This is a genomic window from Streptomyces sp. V1I1, assembly GCF_030817355.1.
Lineage (GTDB): Bacteria > Actinomycetota > Actinomycetes > Streptomycetales > Streptomycetaceae > Streptomyces.
Window position 1 is genome coordinate 8,018,045 of record NZ_JAUSZH010000001.1, and the last position, 21,707, is coordinate 8,039,751.

A 21,707-nucleotide genomic window follows, 5' to 3' on the forward strand; every position below is an offset into this window, starting at 1 on the left:
CACGCACAAATCCGCACACCACCAAGTCCTCCGCGGACTTCCGCACGACAACGCCCCAAGGGAGCACCATGTCCGCATCCATCCCCGCCCGCCGCACATTCAGACGTGGCCTGGCCGCCGCGACCGCCATCGTGTCGCTGACCGTGCTCACGGCCGCCTGCGGCGACACCGGCAGCAGTAGCACCGCCGCCGACGGCAAGGGCAAGACCTTCACCATCGGTCTCGCCAACGCCGACACCACGATCCCCTTCCTCGCCTCCATGAACTCCGCCTTCGAGGCCGAGGCGAAGCGGCTCGGCATGAAGACGGTCACCCTCAACGGCGGCCTCGACAACGCCAAGCAGGCCGCCAACGTGCAGACCCTGGTGGCCCGCAAGGTGGACCTGATCCTGGTCTGCTCCTCCAGCCCGACCGCCGTCATCCCCGCCATCAAGCAGGCCAACCGCGCCGGCATCCCGGTGATGGCACTCAACGCCCAGCTCAGCCCCGGCGCCGACCTGGTGACGTACATCGGTGCCTCGGACCGCCAGTTTGGACAAGGTGAGGGCAAGCTCATCGTCCAGGCGCTTCCCAAGGGCGGGAAGATCGCAATCACGCTCGGAACGCTCGGCTCCACCCCGCAGGTCGAGCGACTCAAGGGCATCAAGGACGTCCTGAAGAGCCACCCCAACATCAAGATCGTCGCCACCCCGGTCGACAACTTCAAGAACAGCGAAAACCTCTCCGTGACCCAGGACCTCCTCTCGAAGTACCCCAAGGGCAAGCTGGACGCGATCGTCGCCCAAGGCCCCCAGATGTACGTCGGAGCCCAGTACGCACGCAAGATCGGACGCAACGAGATCCGCTTCATCGCCGGCGACTACTCCAAGCAGGTAGAGGCCGCCATCAAGTCCGGCGTCCTCTACGGCACCGTAAACCAGAGCCCCGTCCTGGAAGGCAAGCTCGGTGCCCAGTACGCCAATTACTGGCTGACCGGCCAGAAGGACAAGGTCAAGCGGCCTAACTACTACATCCCGCTGCCACCGATCACCAAGGAGAACGTGGACACCAACCCCGCTGAGTGGAGCGGCTGACCTGATTGCCCTGCGCGCCTGACACCGCGTACCGCCGGCGCGCAGGGCGGGCCGCCCTTCTCCACCGGCCCACCCCCGGTATCTCCGCCACTTCAGACGTGCCCACGCATATACAGAGGAATGAGTGACCATGCCCAGTGACATCAGGCTTCAGCTCTCGGGCGTAACCAAACGGTTCGGACCTGTCATGGTGCTCGATCACGTCGACTTCCAGGTGCGCGCCGGACAGGTCCACGGACTCATCGGACAGAACGGTGCGGGAAAGTCGACCCTGGTCAAGACACTGGCTGGTCTGTACCCGGACCACGGAGGCGTGATCACCGTCGACGGCAAGCGCGCGACGCTTGGCAGCCCGCGCCAGTCCAGGGCGGAGGGAATCGCTGTCATCCACCAGGAGTTCAGCCTGGTGTCCGAGATGACCATCGCCGAAAACATACTCCTCGGCCAGGAGCCCGGACGGTGGCGCTACAGCCGACGGGCAGTCCACAGCCGGGCCGAGGCCCTGGTCGAGAAGGTCGGCATCGAAATCGGCGAGAGCCTCGACGCGAGCGTCGGCACACTCAGCCCGGCCATCCGGCAGCGCATCGAGATTGTGAAAGCCCTCGCGGACGATGTGAAGGTGCTCGTCATGGACGAGCCGACCGCCCGCCTGTCCGAGGCCGAACGGCAGTCCCTGTTCCGCGTCGTACGCGAACTGGCCGACCGCGGCGTGGGGCTGGTGTTCATCTCCCACTTCCTCGAGGAGGTCCGGGAGGCGACCGACTGGCTCACAGTGATGCGCAACGGCAAGGCCATCGCGTCGGAGCCGACAAAGTCGCTGTCGGTGGTCCAGATGGCCGAGCTGATGCTGGGGGAGAAGTTCAAACAGACCTTGGACGAGGAGGTCGCCTCCCACCACGCCGACGACCAGCAGCCGGTCCTCCTGGAAGCGGATTCGGTCAGCTGCGGACCCCGCCTTCGCAACGTCACGATAAGCCTGCGGGCGGGCGAGATCATGGGCGTGGCCGGTCTCGTCGGCTCCGGCCGGACCAGGCTCTGCCGATTGCTCAGCGGTGCCGAAAAGCCCACCAGCGGACGCCTTCGCCTCCGCGGCAAGGAGGTGACCTTCACAACTCCGCGCAAGGCCATCGCCCACGGCGTGGCACTCATACCGGAGGACCGCAAACACCAAGGACTGAGCCTGTCCGCACCCCTGACATGGAACCTGTGCCTCATGGCCATGCACCGCCGGCTGGGCCGCTGGGGCGTCGTACCACGCGGCACGGTCCGGCGCCTGAGCACCCGCCTCGTCGAGGAACTGGAAATCTCCCCAGGCGACATCGACGCCCACGCCGCGACACTCAGCGGCGGCAACCAGCAGAAGGTCGTCCTCGGCAAGACGTTCGCCGCCCATCCCGACGTGCTCGTCATCGACCAGCCCACCGCTGGCGTCGACATCGGCACAAAGGCACAGATCCACCGTCTGCTACGGGAGCGCGCCGACGCCGGCGCCGCCGTCCTCGTCGTCTCGGACGACTTGGAAGAGTTGTACGCGCTCGGCGACCGCTTCCACGTCCTACGGCAAGGACGAACCGTCTGGCAGGGCACCTCTGCCGAGGTCACCCACGAGCAGCTTGTTCGGCTCATCTCCTCCGGTTCGTCGCAGCAAAGCGCCTGACCAACTCTCGACCGGGTAGCCGTTGAGCACCTCCTCAATCCCAGGGGGCTTGAGGCCCGACCACTGCGCGGGTTTCCAGCTAGCCACCGCTTCGTCACAGACCACGAGTTGAAGTGCATCGGGCATCTGCCACGATGGGCCACGAACAGCATTGTCCGCCATGATGGCGATGACTCTGTAGCGACCAGGGTTGACGCCCATAGCGAACGGCCTCGTTCGGTAGGCAGCTGCCGTCAGCGGATCACCGCCCCACACGCACCCGGTGGGCATGACCAACACGCCGATGTCGTGGCGGCTAATCGTATGTGCGTCGCCGCAATAACTGAGCCTTTTCCAACTTCAGCTTGAGGCGTGGTGAAGGGCGAGGACGGCCTTCACGATGTCGGTGATGCGGTTGGTGCTGCATCGGAGCTTTCGGAGCAGTCGCCAGCCCTTCAGGGTGGCCATGGCCTGCTCGCCGAGGCAACGGATCTTGGCGTGGCTGCTGTTGTGACGGCGCTTCCATCGCTTGAGACGGCGGCCCCGGAACGGTACCCGAACGGTCCCGTCGGCTCCTTGGTACGCCTTGTCCGCCCAGCACTTGAGCCCCGCATCAGCGAGGTTCTCGATGATCCCGTGCTGCCGGGCAGCGGTCAGATCGTGAGTCGAGCCGGGCAGCGCCGGGCAGGCCCACAGCAGGCGTCCGAAAGGATCGGCCAGGACCTGGACGTTCATGCCGTGTCGCTTGTGCTTCCTCGAGTAGTACGGGGTGTCGGCGGCGATGCGGTGGATCGGCAGCAGGGTGCCGTCGAGGATGACGAATGCCTTCGCCCGGATCGTCTTCATGACCTCGGCCAGGGTCGGGGCGAGGGCGGCCAGCACCTCGACGGCCTCGCGGATGTAGCGGTACACGGTCGCGACTCCGATGCCGAACCCGGCGGCGAGCTGGGCGTATGTGTCGCCGCACCGCAGGTGGGCCAAGGCCAGCAGGGCCTGACGCCCGGCCGACAAGCGCCGCCACCGCGTCCCGATCTCCCCTCGCCGGATGGCCAGTTGTCCGGTCAGGAATCGCAGGGTGCGGCTGGACAGATCAATCGAGGACGGGTAGACAAGCACGCGAAGCTCCTGGCAGGCACAGGTGATCTTGGTCGAGAACCCGTCTACCAGGAGCTTCGTCGTTGCGCAGAAGCGTCCAACTCGCGGTCAGCACCGCGAGGTTGGAAAAGGCTCACTGCCATCGCCGGCGACATCCGCCGCCGACTCCTGGATAAGTACGCCAACGCGTGCCAGGAGCTGCGCTACCGCATCCGGCAGGAGCAACGAGAACAACGCCCACCGCGACGCATTCGCCGAACGCTTCGCATGTCCTACGGGCGAATGAACCGCATCTCCGGATAGCGGGCGCAGGGTCCGGTCAGGATGGCGGGCCGGGCGTCGCGCAGGTGCAGATCGAAGAAGGCCCGCAGATAGGCGCGCTCCACGGTAATGGCCCGCTGCCCGTCGAGCGGCCCGAGCACCGCGGTGACCTGCTCCGGGCTGATCCCCAGCGCGGGCGCCGCCTGCGGCAGCAGCACCGACAGGTCGGTGAAGGAGGCGTGCCGGGAGCCGGTCAGCCGTAGCTCCCGCCGCCAGCCGCGGAGGTGGGGCCAGAGCGCTTCCCAGGTGCCGTCGTCCTCCTGGGCCGCGCCCATCAGCAGGAAGGGCAGGTCCACCCCGGCGGCGCTGACGGATCCGGTGACCGAGCCGTCCATGTTGACCCCCGCCCGGATGCGGCGGTCGCGCCCCATCAGTGCCACGGCGGTCGCCCCGCCCAGGGAATGCCCGAATATCCCGGCCCGCGACAGATCGAACGCTCCCCGTCCGATCCCGGCCAGCCGGTCCAGTACGAACCGGGTGTCGGCCACCCGTACCTCCAGTGCCTTGACGATCACCGGGTCGTCAATCTCGTTCCCGGCCAGGGGGATGTTGCCGGTCTCCACTCGGCCGTCCGGGAACTCCACCTCGGATGCGTCATAGGTGTGGTCGATGGTGACCACCGCGTAACCGTGGCTTGCCAGCTCCTCCACCAGGGCGGTGCTGGAGGTGCGGTCCTGCCCGAAGCCGGGCGAGTACACCACGACCGGCAGGGGCCCGCGGCAGGTGTCTGGCGGGGCGCCCGGATGTCCGTGGGTCACCGGGAGCCGCACCGCGTCCTCGGGGATCCCGGTGGCCTTCCGGTAGTGCGCGGCGGCCCCGGGCGACATCCATGGTGCCCTCGGTCGCCCCTCGGTGTCCCGGGCCGGGTACCAGAGTTGGACCATGATCTCCCGGTAGCGGCGGCCGGACCCCCAGGGGTCCGGCCGGGACCGGTCGACCAGGTGAAGCGAACGTGTGCCGATCCGCCGCCGGTACGGCCCGCCCGGGCCGGGCAGCGTGAGCCGCACTGGAGCGGCGGTGGGGGCGGCCTTGGCGGTGGCCGGGCCGGCCGCCAGAACCGGCACGAGCGTGGCCCCGAACAGCACCATCGCCCTCCGGCTGATCCCCGGGAAAGTACCCTGAGCTGTGGTTGTCCTCATGGCCCCAGCGTCAGCCGGGAACCCGGCCCTCGGCAGTGCGCAATGTCCCTGCTTTCCCTGACATTTGTCATGCCGTCAGCCCTGGCACTGTCGGCCCAAGTCAGTGCTGGGCGAGCCCCGGACTGGCTCGGTGAGCTCCCGCTGTATCACGGCGGGCCCTTGCTGCAGCGGCGCCTAAGCCCAATGCCGCTGTTTTAGGTTCAGGCATAGGCTGCTCGGCAGTGAGCCTTTTCCAACCTCGCGGTGCTGACCGCGAGTTGGACGCTTCTGCGCAACGACGAAGCTCCTGGTAGACGGGTTCTCGACCAAGATCACCTGTGCCTGCCAGGAGCTTCGCGTGCTTGTCTACCCGTCCTCGATTGATCTGTCCAGCCGCACCCTGCGATTCCTGACCGGACAACTGGCCATCCGGCGAGGGGAGATCGGGACGCGGTGGCGGCGCTTGTCGGCCGGGCGTCAGGCCCTGCTGGCCTTGGCCCACCTGCGGTGCGGCGACACATACGCCCAGCTCGCCGCCGGGTTCGGCATCGGAGTCGCGACCGTGTACCGCTACATCCGCGAGGCCGTCGAGGTGCTGGCCGCCCTCGCCCCGACCCTGGCCGAGGTCATGAAGACGATCCGGGCGAAGGCATTCGTCATCCTCGACGGCACCCTGCTGCCGATCCACCGCATCGCCGCCGACACCCCGTACTACTCGAGGAAGCACAAGCGACACGGCATGAACGTCCAGGTCCTGGCCGATCCTTTCGGACGCCTGCTGTGGGCCTGCCCGGCGCTGCCCGGCTCGACTCACGATCTGACCGCTGCCCGGCAGCACGGGATCATCGAGAACCTCGCTGATGCGGGGCTCAAGTGCTGGGCGGACAAGGCGTACCAAGGAGCCGGCGGGACCGTTCGGGTACCGTTCCGGGGCCGCCGTCTCAAGCGATGGAAGCGCCGTCACAACAGCAGCCACGCCAAGATCCGTTGCCTCGGCGAGCAGGCCATGGCCACCCTGAAGGGCTGGCGACTGCTCCGAAAGCTCCGATGCAGCACCAACCGCATCACCGACATCGTGAAGGCCGTCCTCGCCCTTCACCACGCCTCAAGCTGAAGTTGGAAAAGGCTCATTGCAGCTGGCGACACGGCCCTTACCGGCACCCCTCGTCGCCACACGCTGCGCCCGCCGCCACCGCATGGATCGTCTCCTCAGCGTCATCGGGGAGCCAGGTTACGGCCGTTGGCTCTCTTTGGACGAGCATCGCCCGGGCGCCATGCAGGCTTTGAGGCAGTCGCCGGCGGACAGCGCGGTGCTGGACGCCATCGGCCCGGACATGGACATGTGCGACGGAGAAGGCATCTACATGTTGCTCTGCCGGCAGTGCCCTGCCCTACGCACACCGCTTTGACTGCCACTAAGCTTCTACGGGCAGATGCCGACCGGCCTGTGGCGACGACCGGCACGGCCGGCGGCCGGTTTCCCGGCTCGCAGGCTCGTGCGGGACAACTCTCAGCCGGAGGTGGACAACTCGTTCACTTCCGGGAGGTTCGGCGGAGGAATGTCCCAGAGGCTGTCGCTCTTGACTATATAGGTGCAGTCTGTGTAGCTGTAACCGGATTCGATCTTGGTCTTGGACGTGTCTTTGGCGTTGGACACGGTCGTGTCGGACCGCTTGTAGAGGAAGTGGTAGTTGCCGGTGGGCAGGAGCAGCCGCTTCTTCGGATAGTTGCGGCTGCTGTCCTGGCAGGCCAGGGACCTGCCGCTCGACTCGCTGGCGTATGTCGTGCAGCCGCTGCACCCCTTCAGGGTGATTTTTCCGGTGACCGGTCCCGTGAAGAGGATCTCCACGTCGTCCGGGGCGTCGTTGCTGATGACGAGTTCGAGTCCGGAGCCGCCGGGCTTGCGGCCCGACGGTACGCGTTTGCCGGCCGCGGCGTCCTCTTCCGCGATCTCGGCCGCTATGGCGATGTTCTGGGCCTGTCCCCGGCGTTTGCTGTTCGGGTAGGTGTCGGCAAAGTCGGTGAGTGTGCCGCGCGCCTCGGCGAACTCACCCTCCTTGAACTGGTCGACGCCGCACGCGTAGGTTCCTGACTCGACCGGGCCGTCGGTCGCCCTGGCCAGCGTGGTGGCGCTCTCGCCCGGCAGTCTGGAGGCCGTTTCGCCGAGCCGTTCCAGATCCTGGGTGACGTCGCACGGGTCGTGATAGCCGTCGGACAGCTGTCCGTCCAGCTCCTTGATCCTGGCGCGGAAGGCGGGCTCCACCTTCTCCGCCTGCGGGGAGTCGGGGAACGTACGCATCAGTTCGCCGAGTTCGCCTCCGTCCGATCCCGCTCCCACCAGACCCAGTCTGCTGACGCCGCACTCGTAGAGCGAGGTGGCCAGCCGCTCGTCCGGCCACTTGGCGAGATCGTCGCCCAGCAGATCCTCGTCCACCGTGTCGGGGACGGTCCGCAGATACGTCAACGGCAGCACGGCATTGCAGTGGTCACCCTTCTCGTACGGGGCAGCGACGGTCTCGTAATAGCTCTCCAGCCGGTCGGGGACGAGCTTCGCGGCCCTCGATCCCTCATGTTCCTCGGCGAGTTCGCGGTAGCGGGTCAGCGCCTCCTTGTACTGTTCCGCCGAGGTGGTGAAGGTGCTGGCGGAGGCCTTCTCGACCAGTTCGTCGGCGTCGGCCAGCCGGTCGAGCAGCATCTGCTCGACGGCCGCGTCATAGGCGACAGCGCCGCCGGCGGGAACGGCCAGCAGCACCACGCCGAGGGCGATGATCAGCGAGGGGCGCAGCAGGGCTGGACCGGCGGGCGTACCGGCCGCCGGTGCCACCGCTGCGGCGGGCCCGCGCAGACCGCTGCGTGCACCGTCGGCCGCGGCGAGGAGCAGGAACAGTACGTATCCGACGAACAGGCCGCCGGGGATGCCGTCCGGGTCCGCGGGCAGGGCGATCAGCAGCAGCACGGCCGTCGCGATCCAGCACAGAACGGCCGGAATCCATCTGCGCAGCAGTACGTACCCCAGGCCCAGGCCGCTGAGGTTGAGAAGCGCCATGGCCACGGCGCGCAGGGGCTCCGCCGGAGGCGGAGGTCCGAACACGGGCGGGTGGTCCGGGGGCGGGGGCGATGGCGGCAGGGAACTGGGAGGGCCGGGGGGAAGGCTGGTCATCAGGCTGCACCGGCCACAAGCACGGGCTGGCTCGTACCCAGGGATTCGTAGGCGGCCAGGACAGTTTGGAGGGTGCGCAGTCCGGTCTCGCCGTCGGGGTGGGCGCGTTGGGTGGTGCGGGCGGCGGTGAGGAAGCTGTCGAGCATGGCGGCGTCGAGGTCGATGGCGGCGGGCTCCCAGCGGGTGGTGGCTTGGGTGGTGTCGTAGCCGTCGAGGAGTGGCGGGAAGGCGTCGAACTCGGCGAGGGCGCGCTGTCCGACGCAGGTGAGAGTGAGGCCGCCCCAGGTGGGGTGGGAGGACGGGTGGCTCCAGCTGCAGTCGATGGTGGCGACGAGCCCGCGGGCGTAGGTGAGGGTGAGGAGGCCGGCGGATTCCACCTTCGGTTCGTCTTCGTCGTTCGGCGTGAGAAGGGTGTTGGCGATGGCGTAGACCTGTGTGGGCTGCTCGCCGTCGAGGAGGACGTCCAGAAGGTCTGCGATGTGCAGGGTGTGGTCCATGATGGCGCCGCCTCCTGCGAGGGCGGGATCGGCGAACCAGGGGCGTGCCGGGCCGGGAGGACGGGAGTTGTTGACGCCGTGGACGCTGATGAGGGATCCGAGCGAGCCGTCGGCGAGGGCGTGGCGCAGTGCCGTGAATGCCGGGTGGAAGCGAACGGGGTATGCGGTCATGAGGCTGACCCCTGCCTGCTCACAGGCTTCGATCATGGCGCGTGCGTCGTGTTCGGTGGTGGCCAGTGGTTTCTCGCACAGGATGTGTGCGCCTGCTGCGGCGGCTTGTTCGACGAGCTGCCGGTGCCGGGTGTTTTCGGTGGTGACGATGACGGCTCGGGGGCGCTCGGCGAAGACCTCCTCGTAGCCGGCCATGTAGGTGATGCCGAGTTGGTCGGCAAGGGCCTTGCCTCGCGTCGGGTCGCCGGGCGGGGCGTCGGGGTCGGTAGTGATGAGCTCGATGTCGCGACGGTCGCGCAGCAGCTCTATGTACGTTGCTGCGTGAACATGGGCGAAGGACAGGACGGCGACCTTCATCGGTGGTTTCCTTCCATGAGCTGCTGCCAAGACGTTTCTTCGACCGCAACGCCCCGGCCGGTCGCTGCGGACTGGCGAGCGGCAGCGGCGATACGAACGGCTGCCACACCATCCAAGGCGCTGACACGGGGGGCGGGGCCGCCCTGGAACGCGGCCGCGAACTCGCGGATCTGAGTGGCGAACGGGTCCTCACCGAAGTCGCCGCTGGGAACGCCGTCGGCTTCGGCGCCGGCTTTGCCGATCAGGCGCAGCGACGGGTGGGCGAGGGAGTCGTGGGTGAGGGTGCCGTTGGAGCCGGCGACATGGAAGGTGTAGCGGAACGGCGTGTCCGGTGGCGCCCAGACGCCCAGGACCTGGGAGATGACGCCGGAAGCGTGGGTGAGGGTTGCGCTGCCGGTGGCCACGGCCCCCTCGGGTGCGGGGGCGGTGAGGTGGCCGCGCTGGGTGGCGTGGATGGTGACGACTTCCCCGAAGAGCCACCTGGCGATGTCCATGTCGTGGAGCATCTGGTCGGTCACGATGCCGCCGGAGAGCGCGGTGTCCGCGAACCAGGCACTCCATGTCGGATAGCGGCCGGTGCGGGTGAAGCGGGCCACCGCAACGCGGCCGAGCGCGCCGGAGTTGATGGCCTCGCGGAGCCGGACGTAGGCGGGGAAGAACCGTACGACGTGTCCGGGGTACAGCTGACGACCTGCCTTCTCTGCGGCGTACGTCATCTCCAGAGCAGCAGCCGGGGTGAGCGCGAGCGGTTTCTCGCACAGCACGTCCGCCCCCGCCGCGAAGGCGGCCAGAGCGATGTCGCGATGGGTGGGGGTGGGTGTGCAGATGTCAACGACCGTGGCCCACTCCAGCGCCTCTTCGAGGGTGGCGGCCTCGGTGATCCCGAACTCTGCGGCAATACGCGCGGCCTGGCCATCGGTCGAAAAGACGCGCACTCGTGCCCCGAGGGCGATCCAAACCGGCAAGTGGGTCCGCGCGATGAAACCGGCACCGATCATGGCCACGTCGAGTCTTCTCATCCGTCAACCTCCTGGTCGTTGCTCCCCCGGGCCGCCGTCTTCGCGCTGATGGAGGTGCGTATGTGCTGTAGGCGCCGGGGGGTGAGATCGGGAACCGTCCAGCGCGCTCCGGCGCGGGTGAGATCAGCTGCGGTGGTGGTCGTCGTGACGCCGACGATGTCCCGCACACCGGCAGCGACGAGAGCGCGGATTCCCGACGGCGAATCCTCGAAGGCGAGGCACTGTTCAGGCCGCGCCCGCAGCGCTGCGCAGGCTCTCAAGTAGCCCTCGGGCGACGGCTTGCCGCAGGTGATCTCCTCCGAGGCGATGACCACATCGACCAGGTCGCGCACGTCGAGGACGTCTTTGAGCAGGTACTGGGCCCACTGGGCTCCGGCGCTGGTGACGACGGATATGGGGTACTTCACACGCAGCTGTCGGATGAGAGCGGCGGCGCCGGGCACGACCTTCACGCTGCCGGCATGTTCCAGTGTGAAGGCGGTCATGGTGGCGACAGCGGCGGCCGCGTCTGTCCCCGTCCAGGGCCCCGGCACGCCCGCGATGACGTCGCTGGGGCGTCGTCCCATGTAGTGCTGCTCGTAGTCGGCGTCGGTTACGGCCACCCCCCACGTTTCGAAGAATGCCTGCCAGGCACGCCGGTGCACGTCCTCGCTGAACACCAGGGTGCCGTCCAGGTCCATGAGGACCGCCTCGCACGCCGGGCCGGACCTCCGTCCGAGGCCGAAGTCGGCGGCCGTCACGACGCGGCCCAGCTGAACATGAGCGCTCCGGCCTGGATCAGGCCGGTAACAACCGGCGGTTGCGCGGGTCCGGGCCGGGAGCCGAGCACGACGACAGGGCGTATCGCGGGCAGGCCGTGTGCTCGAACCGCAGCAGGGTCGAAGGTGATCACGGCCTGGCCGACCTCGACCTGCTCTCCGTTCCCTGCACGCGTGCGAAAGCCTTCCCCGTTCAGTCGCACGGTGCCGACGCCCGCGTGCACCAGAACGCCTGTGAGGGCATTGACGTCGACGGCGTCCGTTTCGTTCACCTCGGTGCGGAGCATGGGGATGCAGGCCTCGATGTCGGCGATGTTGTCGGCCCCGCCGAGCCCCTCGACGATCAGCCGCGCTTTGGACACAAGTCCCCCTCCAAATGGATCACGTGTGAAGGCAGCGCTTCATGGCGCTCATCAATACTGGTAGTAACCAGTATTGTCCAGACGGTACCTCCCTGTGGCGTCCCCGCGCAATGCCGGAAATTGAGCAGAGGAAGGTCATGGCCATGCCAAAGTGGGGAGGGTGAGGGGTGCTCTCGCCTCGGGGGAGTACCCGAGACTGCTAAATCATCGGTCAGTGAGCGTCATGTGCAGCTGGTACCGGTCGGCGCGGAACCACGAGTACGCGTGCTCAATGGGCTGGCCGCCGCTGTAGGCGATCCGGTCGAAGGTCATGACGGAAGCGTCTTTGCGAATGCCCAGCAGTGCGGCCGTCTCTGATGAGGCCGGCCCGGCCCCGACTGTCTGCTCCGCGCGGTCGACGGGAAATCCGAAGCGTGTGGCCAGGGTTTCGTAGATCGAGCTCGTGAAGTCCACGCGGTCCAGCTCCGGCAAGAGATCGGCGCTGTACCACGCGTCGTCGATGGAGATGGGCGTCCCGTCGGCCAGCCGGAGGCGGCGGACGTGCCATGCCTTCTGCTTCTCGCTCATCTGTAGCGCCGTGGCGGAGGCGGGGGAGGGGGTGTCCTGGCTGATGGACAGGACGACAGTGCCCGGCTCCAGGCCGAGGCGGCGCATGTCCTCATGGAACGAGGCCAGACGCAGTTCTGAACGGTACGCCCGCTCGGCCACGAAGGTCCCGCGCCCGTGAACGCGGACGGCCAGGCCGTCAGTCACGAGCTGGCCGAGCGCTTCGCGCACCGTTACGCGGCTGACCCCGTGGTCGAGGCACAGCTGGCGCTCACTGGGCAGTGCGTCGCCGGGTGACAGTTGATTGGTGCACATGTCGACCAGGATCGCGCGGAGCTGTGCGTGCTTGGGCACCATGCCCTTGGCGACAATCTGCTGTGCAGCCATTGCGACCCCACTCTCGGTCCCGGAGAGGCGCCATGCCTCCCCTACTGGTTATTACCAGTATGCATCACGCATCTACCTTACCGCTCGGTCGTCGGCGGTGAGCCTGCGCTCTCCGGCTGGAGGCTTCGACAGGCCTCGCGGATGGTGGCCGTTGTTTTCTCCTATGTCGGACGGCCGTAAGCATTGACACCCGTGTGGCGGCGAGGTCATTCTGAAGCCGCTGGTCATGACCAGGTGTTACCTGTACCGTCCAGTGGCTGTTTCAGGCCGTCCCGGGCCGGATCCCCGCCCGGCTTCTTTTGCGCTCCCGCCCCTCCTGCACACTTTTGAGGTCGTCATGAGCACCAGTACATCCCCGGCCGCCGGCCGCCGCCCGGGCCTGGCAGGCCTGCAGAAACTCGGCCGCAGTCTGATGCTGCCGATCGCCACGCTCCCCGCTGCAGGTCTCCTGCTGCGGCTGGGGCAGGATGATGTCCTGGGCCGGTTTTCCGGGCTCGAGGACACCGCACACGTCATCTCGGCCGCCGGCGGGGCGCTGTTCACACATCTGCCGCTGATCTTTGCTGTCGGCATCGCCATCGGGTTCGCGAAGAAGGCGGACGGTTCCACCGCTCTCGCCGCCGTGGTGGGGTACCTCGTCCTGGACGGCGTCTTCACGGCTATGTCGCCCATCGTCCTCAAGGGCCAAAAGGACCTTGAAGGGGCGCAGGCCGTGGTCAACTTCGGGGTCCTGGGCGGCATCGTCATAGGACTGCTGGCCGCGATGCTGTGGCAGCGCTTCTACCGCACCACGCTCCCGCCCTATCTGGGATTCTTCAGCGGACGCCGACTGGTCCCCATCCTCACGGCAGTGGCCGCTCTTGTCCTCGGGGTCCTGATGAGCCTGGTCTACCCCCTGTTCAACAACGGCCTCACCTCGGTCGGCGAGGCCGTCGACGCGAACAGCGTCGTCGGCGGCGGAATCTACGGAACCGCGAACAAGCTGCTGATCCCCCTCGGCCTGCACCACATTCTCAACTCCGTGGTGTGGTTCATCCTCGGCGACTACAACGGCGCCCACGGCGACCTGAACCGGTTCTTCGCAGGCGACCCCGAAGCCGGCATCTTCATGACCGGCTTCTACCCGATCATGATGTTCGCCCTCCCCGCCGCAGCTCTGGCCATTTGGCGCGAAGCCCGCCCCGAGCACCGCAAGGCCGTCGGGGGCATCATGCTCACCGCCGGACTCACCAGCTTCCTCACCGGCATCACCGAGCCGATCGAGTTCTCCTTCCTCTTCGTCGCCTGGCCCCTGTACCTCATACACGCCGTGCTGACCGGCACGTCCCTCGCCCTGGTCAACGCCCTCGGCATCCACCACGGATTCACCTTCTCCTCCGGCCTCATCGACTACGTACTCAACTGGGGCAAGGCCACCCAACCCCTGCTGCTGATCCCCATCGGCCTGGGCTACGCCGCCCTCTACTACGTGCTGTTCCGCTTCGTCATCCGCCGCTGGAACCTGCGCACCCCCGGCCGTGAGGAGGAGAACCCGGATGCCGCCCAGGAACGCCAGCCCGAACCCGCGGTCTAACAGCCACGTCCCTGAATAAACCGTCGAAAGGAACTGCCCATGGCGCAGCGCGTCGTCTCCATCGGCTCACGCAGCGGCCTGCACGCCCGCCCCGCCGCCACCTTCGTCCAGGCCGCCGCCCAGGCACCGGTCCCCGTGACCATCGCCGTCGACGGCAAGTCCCCGGTCCCCGCCGGCAGCCTGCTGGGCGTCATGACGCTCGGCGCCGGCTACGGCGACCAGGTCACCCTGACCGCAGAGGGAGACCGGGCGGAGGCCGTCCTGGAAGAGCTGGCAACCCTGCTGAGCAAGGAGCTCGACGCATGAGCGCCTCCTCCACCACCATGACCGGCTGCAGCGTCAGCCCGGGGTTGGCGTGCGCACCACTGGTCCGCATGACGCCGCCGGCCATCACCGACCCCTACGGAACCCCCGGCGACAATCCCAGGCGCGAAGGAGCCCCGGTCCGTGACGCACTTGTCCAACTCGCCTTGCAGCAGTGCAGGCACCTCGCCGCGAGCCCGCTCTACGCCAGGGAAACGCACACAGCACGCACCACCGCACAGCGGAAGAGTGACGCCTTCCTCGCCGCGTCGAGCGAACGGCAGGAGGCATGACATGGAGGTGGTGATCCGCCCCGATGCCGAAGACGCCGGCCGCACCGTCGCCGGCATCATCCACCAGGCGATCGTCGAAGGTACGAGGATTCTGGGGCTGGCCACGGGCTCCTCGCCTCTGGGCGTCTACGCGGACCTGGTCCGCCGCCATCGGCAGGAGGGCCTCAGTTTCGCCGGCGTCGACGCCTTCCTGCTCGACGAATATGTCGGGCTCCCACCCTCCCATCTGCAGTCCTACGCCCAGGTGATTCGCCGCGAGCTGGTCGACCATGTCGATCTCGACCCCGCCCGGGTACACGCCCCCGACGGCACGGCGTCCGACCCCCAGCAAGAGGCTCGCCGTTTCGACCGCACCCTCACCGCGGCGGGACCGGTCGGCGTGCAGATCCTCGGGATCGGCGTCAACGGCCACATCGGCTTCAACGAGCCGGGCTCGTCCCTCGCTTCACGCACCCGGCTCAAAACCCTCACCGACGACACCCGCCGCGACAACGCACGCTTCTTCGGCGGGATCGAGGGGGTGCCCCGGCATGTCATTACCCAAGGACTGGCCACGATCGGCGCGGCATCCCATCTCGTACTGATCGCCACCGGTCCGCACAAGGCCCGCGCCATGGCCGCCGCCGTCGAAGGACCCGTCAGCGCGCAGTGTCCCGCTTCCATTCTTCAACTGCATCCGCATGTCACGGTTGTGGTGGACGAGCTCGCCGCAGCCCGACTGGAACAGAAGCCTTACTACCGTGACATCGCAAGGCACAAGCCTGCTGCTCAGGGGTACTGATGGCCCGCCCTGTCAATGTCGTTGCCGTCGACCTTGGCGGCACCACCGTCAAGGCCGCGCGGTTCAACGCGCAGGGAGCGGTCGAGGAGACCCTGCGGCTGGCCACCCCCTCGTCCGAAGGGCCCGAAGCAGTTGTCGCTGAAGTCGTGCGGGCCGCCACTGCCCTCGTCCGGCCGGGTATCGCAGCCGTCGGCCTGTGCGCCCCGGGACTGATCGACGACGCCGCCGGTGTCGTCCGGTACGCCTCGAATCTCGGACTGCGCGACACACCTCTCGCCGCGGCCGTGGCAGACAGGCTCTGCCTCCCCGTCACGCTCGAGCATGACGTCCGGGCCGCGTGCCTGGCCGAGCAGCGGCTCGGACTCGGTGCCGGCGTAGAGGACCTGTTCGTCGTCGTGCTGGGCACCGGTGTGGCTGCAGGGATCGTCAGCCATGGCCGGCTCGTGCGAGGTGACAAGGGCTTCGCCGGCGAGTTCGGCCACATCCCCGTACATGCCGACGGTGAGCTCTGCGCCTGCGGCCAGCGCGGGTGCCTGGAAGCCTACGTGTCAGGCAGTGCCCTGGTGCGCCGCTACCGCCGCACCGGAGGCATCGCGGAGAACGCCGCCGACGTCACCGCACGGCTGGCCACCGACCCGGATGCCGCTCGCCTGTGGGCCGAGGGAACCGATGCCCTCGGGAGGGCGCTCGTCACCACGACTGTCCTGCTGGACCCGCAGCGCATCGTCCTGGCCGGCGGCGTGGCCGCTGCCGGAGAAGCGCTCACCGACCCCGTCCGACACGCCCTGCAGGACGGACTCACCTGGCGTGGTGCCCCCGAGGTCAACATTTCGCCACTGGGCGCGGATGCGGGACTCCTTGGAGCGGCCTTGCGGGCGACAGACGCCTCAGTGCCCCCGCACTCCTGCAATGGACGCGCTGAAGCTACCGCGCCGGGACAGTACACGCCGAGGTAATCGTCCTCTGTCTGGCAGCGACGGCCTTTGCGCCACCGGTACGTGGACAGCGTATGAAAGGAGCAGGTCACTGTGTGGCCCCGAAAACGAAGTCAGAGACCTCCCCGGCGGCTGCAGCCCGAGCTCGATGACGGGCCGCTGGTCCGCGCCCTGACGCATCTGGAAGCGCAGATCGCGGCCCAGGGCAACAACTTGGCCGAGTGCAACGACCGCGGCGCCCTCAACTATCCGATAGAGCAGGCACTGCGCGATCCGGGAGAGGACTGGGACCGGCGGATGCACCGTCTGCTCGTGTTCAGCACCCTTCCCGATGCGCACGTCCTGGCCGGCCACTGGCGTGCCTGGAATCCCGTCAGTGCCGATGCCATGCTTCTTCAGGCCTTTGCCGACATCGCCCGGGCCCGAGCGGGCGAAGTCGGCAGCGATCTAGGCGCAACGGTCTCCCTGTGCCGGGATGCCGCTGAGCTGGCGCCGGCGGACCCTGCCCCATGGGTCGCGCTGCTGAGCTGCTACCGACTGCTGCGGGCACCCTGGGCTCAAGTACACCCCATATGGACGGCCGTGAAGAGGCGTGATCCGTGGAATCGCGAGGCCCACTGGCAGATGCTGCACTACGTCTCCCCGGAGGAATGTGGGTCCAACGTCCTGACCGTCCAGTTCACCGACTCGGTCGTCGTCTCCGAGCCCTCGGGTTCCGCCGTAGCGGCCCTGAGCCTTGCTGCCAGCCTCAACCGGTACCGGAGGGCTCTGGCAGCCGGAGGAATCACGGCGCTGACCGCGCGTCGGCACTGGGACCAGCCCCACGAACGCGCCCTCGTCGACAACGCTCTCGCGACCTGGGCCCAGCCTGGCTTCCTCGGGCACGCAGCAGCACTCGCCGACCTGAACCTCCTCGCCTACGTGCTGACGAAAGCCGCACGCCTGCAGGACGCGTGGCCGGTCTTCGAGGCAACCGCGGCGGTCGCCACCTCCTGGCCCTGGGAACTGGACGGCGACCCACTGGAACAGGTCCGGGAGTGGCACTCTCGGGCATTTCGAGCCAGGAGTCAGCGGCCACGGTGACCCTGTGTAGTCGAGAAGCGCCGAGTGTTCCCGTCAGGCATCACGGCAATGATGCTGTCGCCTTCTCGCAGAAAAGTGCGACTCGAGCCGCCTCTGCACGCCGCTGGACCGAGGCGACTGGATCGGCGTGGATGGGCCCGATTCACCACTGAATTCGCAAAGATTTCGAGTGCATCTTCTCGATATCGAAATTGACAACCTCATCTCCCGGTGCGCAAACTGGACGTATCTGGTAATGACCAGTTTAGGGGCTATCGCTCGGCGGCCGCGACGACCGCTCGTCGCATCCGCGGAAACCCGAGGTTGTGATGACTGCTCAAGCACCCCCTGGATCGGCTGCGTCGGTCGAACTGCTCGCACCGAACACAAGCCGCCGGGCCACGAGGGCCGACCAGCTCCCGCGCGAAAGCCGGGGGCCCGCAGCAGACGATGCGCGTGACCGACACCTCGCCCTGGTGAGTGCCGATGCCAGAGACGTCAGCCGGATACGGCGCCTTGCGAAGGAATTCCTAACAGGACTGAAATTGTCGCCTACGGCGCGTGACGATGCTCTGCTCATCATCTCCGAACTCGTCACCAACGCGGTACTTCACGCCCTGCCGCCGGCCGCGCTGCGAGTGCGCTGCATCCAGCACCATGTCCTGCGGATCGAAGTCACCGACGGCGGTCCGCACCCCAATCCACCGCCGAAAACTGACCAGCATGAGGAACACGGCCGCGGCATGCTCATCGTTGCCGCCATGGCGGTTCGGTACGGCACGATCACACACGCAGGCGGATCCACCTGCTGGGCGGAGCTCAACCCCTGATGGGCGGACGGCCGGCCCCGGGAGACCGGCAAGATTGCTCCAGGCCAGTTGAGGTGCGTGCAAACCGCGCCCTGGCACCTCCCACCACTCGCGGGACGCGCTCACCCTCGCAAGCGCGGGGGCCTTGGGGCGGCCGGCCATCTGGCAGCTCCTGCCGCGCCGCGAGCCCGACCTCTGATCTTGAAAACTAGAGCCGGACAGTGCGCTGGAGGTGCACGTCATCGCCAGAACCGCCGTCGAGTAACCACTCACGTACACCCCCAGGACACCCCTTGAGCCGCATTCCCATGCATCCCCGCCAGGACCCAGAACCGGCAGCGCAGCAGCCTTATACCTCAGGTTCGCGGCTGTCAGGAGACGCTTGCGAGGATCTCTTGGGCGACCTGGACCGCTTGCTCGCTGCCCCTCGCGCCTCCTGCGGGCGATGGAATGCCCTCGACACAGACAGCTACGGCGATTCGTCGTCCGTCGGTCCGATCCGCGTACCCGGTGTACCACGAGGTGGCAGAGTCGCCCTGAGTGTCCGTGACCCATCCCGTCTTTCCGCTGATCTTGGACTCTGTCTCCCTGAGCCCTGGGACACCACGTCGCTCGCCGCGGTCTTGAGTGCCGACTGCAGCACATCGGCCGTGCGGCGGGAGATCACTTGCTCGGCACGACCGCCAGAGGCCTTGGGCTGTTGGGTGCTCCCGTCGGCCTTCGTCACTCGCTCCACCAACTGCGGGGTCACCAGCCGTCCCTCGTTGGCGATCGCCGCCGCGACCCTTGCCATCTCCAGCGGAGTTGCCCGGACATCTCCGCCCCCGATCCCCGTCAGAGCCGCCTGGGAAGGCGACAGGCCAGCCCCGGGGTAGCTGCTCTCAGAGACCTGTAGGGGCACCCTCAACGTGCCGTCGTTGAAGCCGAACTTCACTGCCATTGAACTGAGTTGGGCCGGACCGAGCTCGGCGGCCATCTTGGTGAACACGTTGTCGCAGGAGTAGCGCAGAGCCAGCCTGATTGAAGCGTTCTCGCACTGTGGGGACGCGCCGGTCACGCGCGTCTGCGTGGCGGGGAGCACGTAGGCGAGGGGGCTGCTGGTGGCGCCGTCCACTGTCGTGTAGAGCCCCTGCTCCGAGGCAGCGGCTGCAACGACGACACTGAATGTCGCGCCCGGGGCGCCGGCCCGACGCAGAGCCCGATTGAGCATGGGCGAACGCGCGTCGGTGTTGGCCGCCTTCCACGCCTTCGCGTCCTCGGGCCGTCTGCCGCTGAATGCCGCTGGGTCGTACGAGGGCGTGCTGACCACGGCCAGGAGCTTCCCGGACTCCGCGTCGAGTGCCACTGCCGCGCCCTGCCGGTCACCCAGCGCATCGAACGCGGCTTTCTGGGCCGGGGGGTCGATCGTCGTCACGACGTCACCTGACGCGGCGCCGGACGCCCCGGCAGCCAGGACATCGTCGTACAGGGCTTCCAGTCCTGTGTTGCCGTACATCATCGACCGGTAGCCCGTGACTGACACGTAGAGGGTGCCGTCGGAATAGGTGCGCTGGTAGGGAACCTTCGTGTCGCCCGTGGGCTTCGAACCCGTGACGGCCTTCCCCCCGACGAGGATGTCGCCCAGCCCGCGGTGTGACGAAGACGGGGAAGTGGGCTTGGCCGAGGACTTGCCGGCAGAGTCGGTGTGGGAGCCCTTGCTGCACCCGGTCGCCAAAGCGGCCAGCGCGGCGAGAACCCCCGAGACGCGGAGCGCCCCTCTGATGGTCGCGTGCATGACCGACAAGCCGACATCACCCGCGCCATCGAAGCGGGCGCTGCCGGCTACCTGCTCAAGGCCGAAGGGCCGGAGGAGTTGTTCGCGGCGATCCGCAACGCGGCGTCCGGCCGCACCGCACTGTCGGCTCCAGTCGCCGACCGGGTGTTGGCCCAGATGCGCAGTCCGCGACGCGCCCTGTCCGAGCGCGAGCGCGACATCCTCCAGCAGTTGGCGCGCGGCCTGGGCAACCGGGAGATCGCCCGAGCCCTGTTCATCAGCGAGGCCACGGTCAAGACCCACCTGGGACGGATCTACGGCAAGCTCGGGGTGGAGACCCGAGCGGGGGCGGTGGCGGTCGCCAAAGAGCAGCGATTGGCGCCGTGACGCCATCCCCGCCGCCCCTGCTTCTCCTTGCCCACGACCTCATGTCGCCGGGGCAGGGGATCGGTAACCGTCCTCGATGGAGCCATGCGGCCGGTGCAGCCCGACGCGAGGTCCTCGCGACCGCGGGGCCGGACGACGAACCGAAGGAGCAGACGTAGAACAAGCCGCCGCAGGCAGTCCTCAGCAACGCCCCCGAGCGCCCTCAGCCCTCATACGACATGGGCAGCCACAAGGGGGATTCCATCTCATGGTTGGCACTGCAGAAGAGAACGAGCTTGATCGTGGTCGGTGTGGCGGTGGTCGCTGCGGCCGTGGCCCTGCCGGAGCTGGCGGAGCTGACCGCCAACCTCTACAACACCTCACGCACCAAAGTGTGAGCCAGGCACGCGCTCGGTTTGGACCCGGTCATCGTGCCCAGTGGGTCTGAGGCGGCGGGTGCCCGAGGCAGTGTCAGCCGCGTGAGACTGGGCGGCCCTTCGGGAGACGGCCGTGGTGAGACACCGCCGGTGAGAGCTGCGTCGGATGCCAAGATCAGTGAGAACCTACAACTCGTCCTTCGACACGGGAGCCGATGGGGATGCCTGTGTTGGCCAGCGCGAACAGCGGCACGATCACATAGCTGGTCCACGGATGGAACATCCGCTGCAGCCGCTCGTTGGGCGAGATCGCCGACGCCAGCCCCTGCCGTACCGAGCGTTCGAGCTCCGGCGTCGGCTGCTGATCCGCCATGGCCGGGTCGTACGGCAGCTGGAGAGCGCGACGACGCTGCCCGTCGGCTTCGGCGGTGAGGAGCCACGGATCAGACAGCACATGCTCCAGCCAGGCGACCGGGTGCTGTGCTACACCGACGGCATCATCGAGGAGCACGTCGTCGGCGGGGAGCCGTTCGGCGAGGAACGCCTCATCCAGTGCGTCAACCGCCCGGGGCAGGAGCCGTCACAGGGGATGCGGGCGGATCTGCGCCGGCTCTCCCACACGCTGAAGAGCGAACGGGGCGGGCGCACCAGCGACGACGCCACCCTCTTCATGATCGAGTGGCACGGCGGCGCCGCCGACCACCTCGCGGTCCTTGACTGAGTAACCTCGACGTCAACCGAATCCGAACTGGATAGTGCCGCCCATGCGGACGACGGTCACCCTTCCACGCCTGGCCAGCTGGCCTCCCAAGGGGAGTGTTCGGAAACAGACACTGAACCCCGAAACAGCAGGTCGAGCCACAGCCACCCGAAAAGTGGAACGGTCACAGTGCCCGTTCCGCGAACTGCTTCTGCATTCTGGGCTGTCCGGGACAGATCTGAGCTGTCCCGGACA

At 67.7% G+C, this 21,707-nt stretch carries 20 protein-coding genes and 4 pseudogenes; 13 read left to right on the forward strand and 11 right to left on the reverse strand.

Features of this window, described 5'->3' with window-relative positions; all coding sequences use genetic code 11:
* Positions 1 to 68: 68 nt before the first annotated feature.
* A complete protein-coding gene (locus tag QFZ67_RS37380; RefSeq protein ID WP_307665476.1) occupies positions 69 to 1,073 on the forward strand; it encodes a sugar ABC transporter substrate-binding protein in 1,005 nt (334 codons plus the stop codon).
* Positions 1,074 to 1,203: 130 nt separating this feature from the next.
* Positions 1,204 to 2,730, forward strand: coding sequence for a sugar ABC transporter ATP-binding protein (locus QFZ67_RS37385; RefSeq protein ID WP_307665477.1), 1,527 nt, complete (start codon positions 1,204 to 1,206; stop codon positions 2,728 to 2,730).
* On the opposite strand, the gene QFZ67_RS39250 is transcribed toward QFZ67_RS37385, so the two are convergent.
* The 3 genes from QFZ67_RS39250 to QFZ67_RS37395 all read right to left on the reverse strand — a co-directional run bounded on the left by QFZ67_RS39250 (position 2,629) and on the right by QFZ67_RS37395 (position 5,213).
* Entirely contained in the window at positions 2,629 to 3,000 is a 372-nt protein-coding gene (locus QFZ67_RS39250) for a DUF4241 domain-containing protein (RefSeq protein ID WP_373430262.1), read from the reverse strand. The two genes, QFZ67_RS37385 and QFZ67_RS39250, sit on opposite strands and share 102 nt — an antisense overlap.
* A gap of 69 nt (positions 3,001 to 3,069) precedes the next feature.
* A complete protein-coding gene (locus QFZ67_RS37390; RefSeq protein ID WP_307665478.1) occupies positions 3,070 to 3,825 on the reverse strand; it encodes a transposase family protein in 756 nt (251 codons plus the stop codon).
* 251 nt (positions 3,826 to 4,076) lie between these two features.
* Entirely contained in the window at positions 4,077 to 5,213 is a 1,137-nt protein-coding gene (locus QFZ67_RS37395; RefSeq protein ID WP_307665479.1) for a lipase, read from the reverse strand.
* A 388-nt stretch (positions 5,214 to 5,601) separates the two neighbouring features.
* On the opposite strand from QFZ67_RS37395, the gene QFZ67_RS37400 reads away from it, so the two are divergent.
* A complete protein-coding gene (locus tag QFZ67_RS37400) occupies positions 5,602 to 6,357 on the forward strand; it encodes a transposase family protein (RefSeq protein WP_307665480.1) in 756 nt (251 codons plus the stop codon).
* Positions 6,358 to 6,753: 396 nt separating this feature from the next.
* Here the strand turns inward: QFZ67_RS37400 and QFZ67_RS37405 are convergent, their stop codons facing one another.
* The 6 genes from QFZ67_RS37405 to QFZ67_RS37435 all read right to left on the reverse strand — a co-directional run bounded on the left by QFZ67_RS37405 (position 6,754) and on the right by QFZ67_RS37435 (position 12,500).
* Entirely contained in the window at positions 6,754 to 8,334 is a 1,581-nt protein-coding gene (locus tag QFZ67_RS37405) for a hypothetical protein (RefSeq protein WP_307665481.1), read from the reverse strand.
* A gap of 68 nt (positions 8,335 to 8,402) precedes the next feature.
* A complete protein-coding gene (locus QFZ67_RS37410; RefSeq protein ID WP_307665482.1) occupies positions 8,403 to 9,428 on the reverse strand; it encodes a Gfo/Idh/MocA family protein in 1,026 nt (341 codons plus the stop codon).
* Positions 9,425 to 10,447 (reverse strand): Gfo/Idh/MocA family protein, encoded by a 1,023-nt coding sequence (locus QFZ67_RS37415; protein WP_307665483.1) that lies wholly within the window; start codon positions 10,445 to 10,447, stop codon positions 9,425 to 9,427. The genes QFZ67_RS37410 and QFZ67_RS37415 overlap by 4 nt, the downstream gene beginning before the upstream one ends.
* Positions 10,444 to 11,187 (reverse strand): HAD family phosphatase, encoded by a 744-nt coding sequence (locus QFZ67_RS37420; protein ID WP_307665484.1) that lies wholly within the window; start codon positions 11,185 to 11,187, stop codon positions 10,444 to 10,446. Before QFZ67_RS37420 ends, QFZ67_RS37415 begins: the two co-directional genes overlap by 4 nt.
* Entirely contained in the window at positions 11,184 to 11,567 is a 384-nt protein-coding gene (locus tag QFZ67_RS37425; RefSeq protein WP_373430177.1) for a PTS glucose transporter subunit IIA, read from the reverse strand. The genes QFZ67_RS37420 and QFZ67_RS37425 overlap by 4 nt, the downstream gene beginning before the upstream one ends.
* 204 nt (positions 11,568 to 11,771) lie before the next feature.
* Positions 11,772 to 12,500 (reverse strand): GntR family transcriptional regulator, encoded by a 729-nt coding sequence (locus QFZ67_RS37435; RefSeq protein ID WP_307665485.1) that lies wholly within the window; start codon positions 12,498 to 12,500, stop codon positions 11,772 to 11,774.
* A gap of 337 nt (positions 12,501 to 12,837) precedes the next feature.
* On the opposite strand from QFZ67_RS37435, the gene QFZ67_RS37440 reads away from it, so the two are divergent.
* The 7 genes from QFZ67_RS37440 (at position 12,838) to QFZ67_RS37470 (ending at position 18,277) form a co-directional block, all read left to right on the forward strand.
* Positions 12,838 to 14,073 (forward strand): PTS transporter subunit EIIC, encoded by a 1,236-nt coding sequence (locus QFZ67_RS37440; RefSeq protein ID WP_307665486.1) that lies wholly within the window; start codon positions 12,838 to 12,840, stop codon positions 14,071 to 14,073.
* Positions 14,074 to 14,112: 39 nt separating this feature from the next.
* On the forward strand, positions 14,113 to 14,379 hold the full coding sequence (locus QFZ67_RS37445) for an HPr family phosphocarrier protein (protein WP_307665487.1): 267 nt from the start codon (positions 14,113 to 14,115) through the stop codon (positions 14,377 to 14,379).
* On the forward strand, positions 14,376 to 14,669 hold the full coding sequence (locus tag QFZ67_RS37450) for a hypothetical protein (protein WP_307665488.1): 294 nt from the start codon (positions 14,376 to 14,378) through the stop codon (positions 14,667 to 14,669). Before QFZ67_RS37445 ends, QFZ67_RS37450 begins: the two co-directional genes overlap by 4 nt.
* Before the next feature lies 1 nt (position 14,670).
* On the forward strand, positions 14,671 to 15,450 hold the full coding sequence (gene nagB / locus QFZ67_RS37455; RefSeq protein WP_307665489.1) for a glucosamine-6-phosphate deaminase: 780 nt from the start codon (positions 14,671 to 14,673) through the stop codon (positions 15,448 to 15,450).
* A complete protein-coding gene (locus QFZ67_RS37460) occupies positions 15,450 to 16,406 on the forward strand; it encodes an ROK family protein (RefSeq protein WP_307665490.1) in 957 nt (318 codons plus the stop codon). The genes nagB and QFZ67_RS37460 overlap by 1 nt, the downstream gene beginning before the upstream one ends.
* Before the next feature lie 72 nt (positions 16,407 to 16,478).
* Complete coding sequence (locus tag QFZ67_RS37465) at positions 16,479 to 17,468, forward strand: hypothetical protein (protein ID WP_307665491.1); 990 nt, start codon at positions 16,479 to 16,481, stop codon at positions 17,466 to 17,468.
* A gap of 455 nt (positions 17,469 to 17,923) precedes the next feature.
* Entirely contained in the window at positions 17,924 to 18,277 is a 354-nt protein-coding gene (locus tag QFZ67_RS37470; RefSeq protein ID WP_307665492.1) for an ATP-binding protein, read from the forward strand.
* A 350-nt stretch (positions 18,278 to 18,627) separates the two neighbouring features.
* Here the strand turns inward: QFZ67_RS37470 and QFZ67_RS37475 are convergent.
* Positions 18,628 to 20,030: pseudogene (locus QFZ67_RS37475) on the reverse strand (penicillin-binding transpeptidase domain-containing protein).
* On the opposite strand from QFZ67_RS37475, the pseudogene QFZ67_RS37480 reads away from it, so the two are divergent.
* Both QFZ67_RS37480 and QFZ67_RS37485 read left to right on the forward strand, forming a co-directional pair.
* A pseudogene (locus QFZ67_RS37480) lies at positions 20,031 to 20,396 on the forward strand (LuxR C-terminal-related transcriptional regulator); the annotation flags it as partial.
* 251 nt (positions 20,397 to 20,647) lie between these two features.
* Positions 20,648 to 20,773 (forward strand): hypothetical protein, encoded by a 126-nt coding sequence (locus QFZ67_RS37485; protein WP_307665494.1) that lies wholly within the window; start codon positions 20,648 to 20,650, stop codon positions 20,771 to 20,773.
* Between the two features lie 160 nt (positions 20,774 to 20,933).
* On the opposite strand, the pseudogene QFZ67_RS37490 reads toward QFZ67_RS37485, so the two are convergent.
* Positions 20,934 to 21,116 (reverse strand): annotated as a pseudogene (locus QFZ67_RS37490) (Na+/H+ antiporter NhaA); the annotation flags it as partial.
* Here QFZ67_RS37490 and QFZ67_RS37495 point away from each other — a divergent pair.
* A pseudogene (locus tag QFZ67_RS37495) lies at positions 21,111 to 21,473 on the forward strand (PP2C family protein-serine/threonine phosphatase); the annotation flags it as partial. The pseudogenes QFZ67_RS37490 and QFZ67_RS37495 overlap by 6 nt on opposite strands.
* Positions 21,474 to 21,707: the final 234 nt, after the last annotated feature.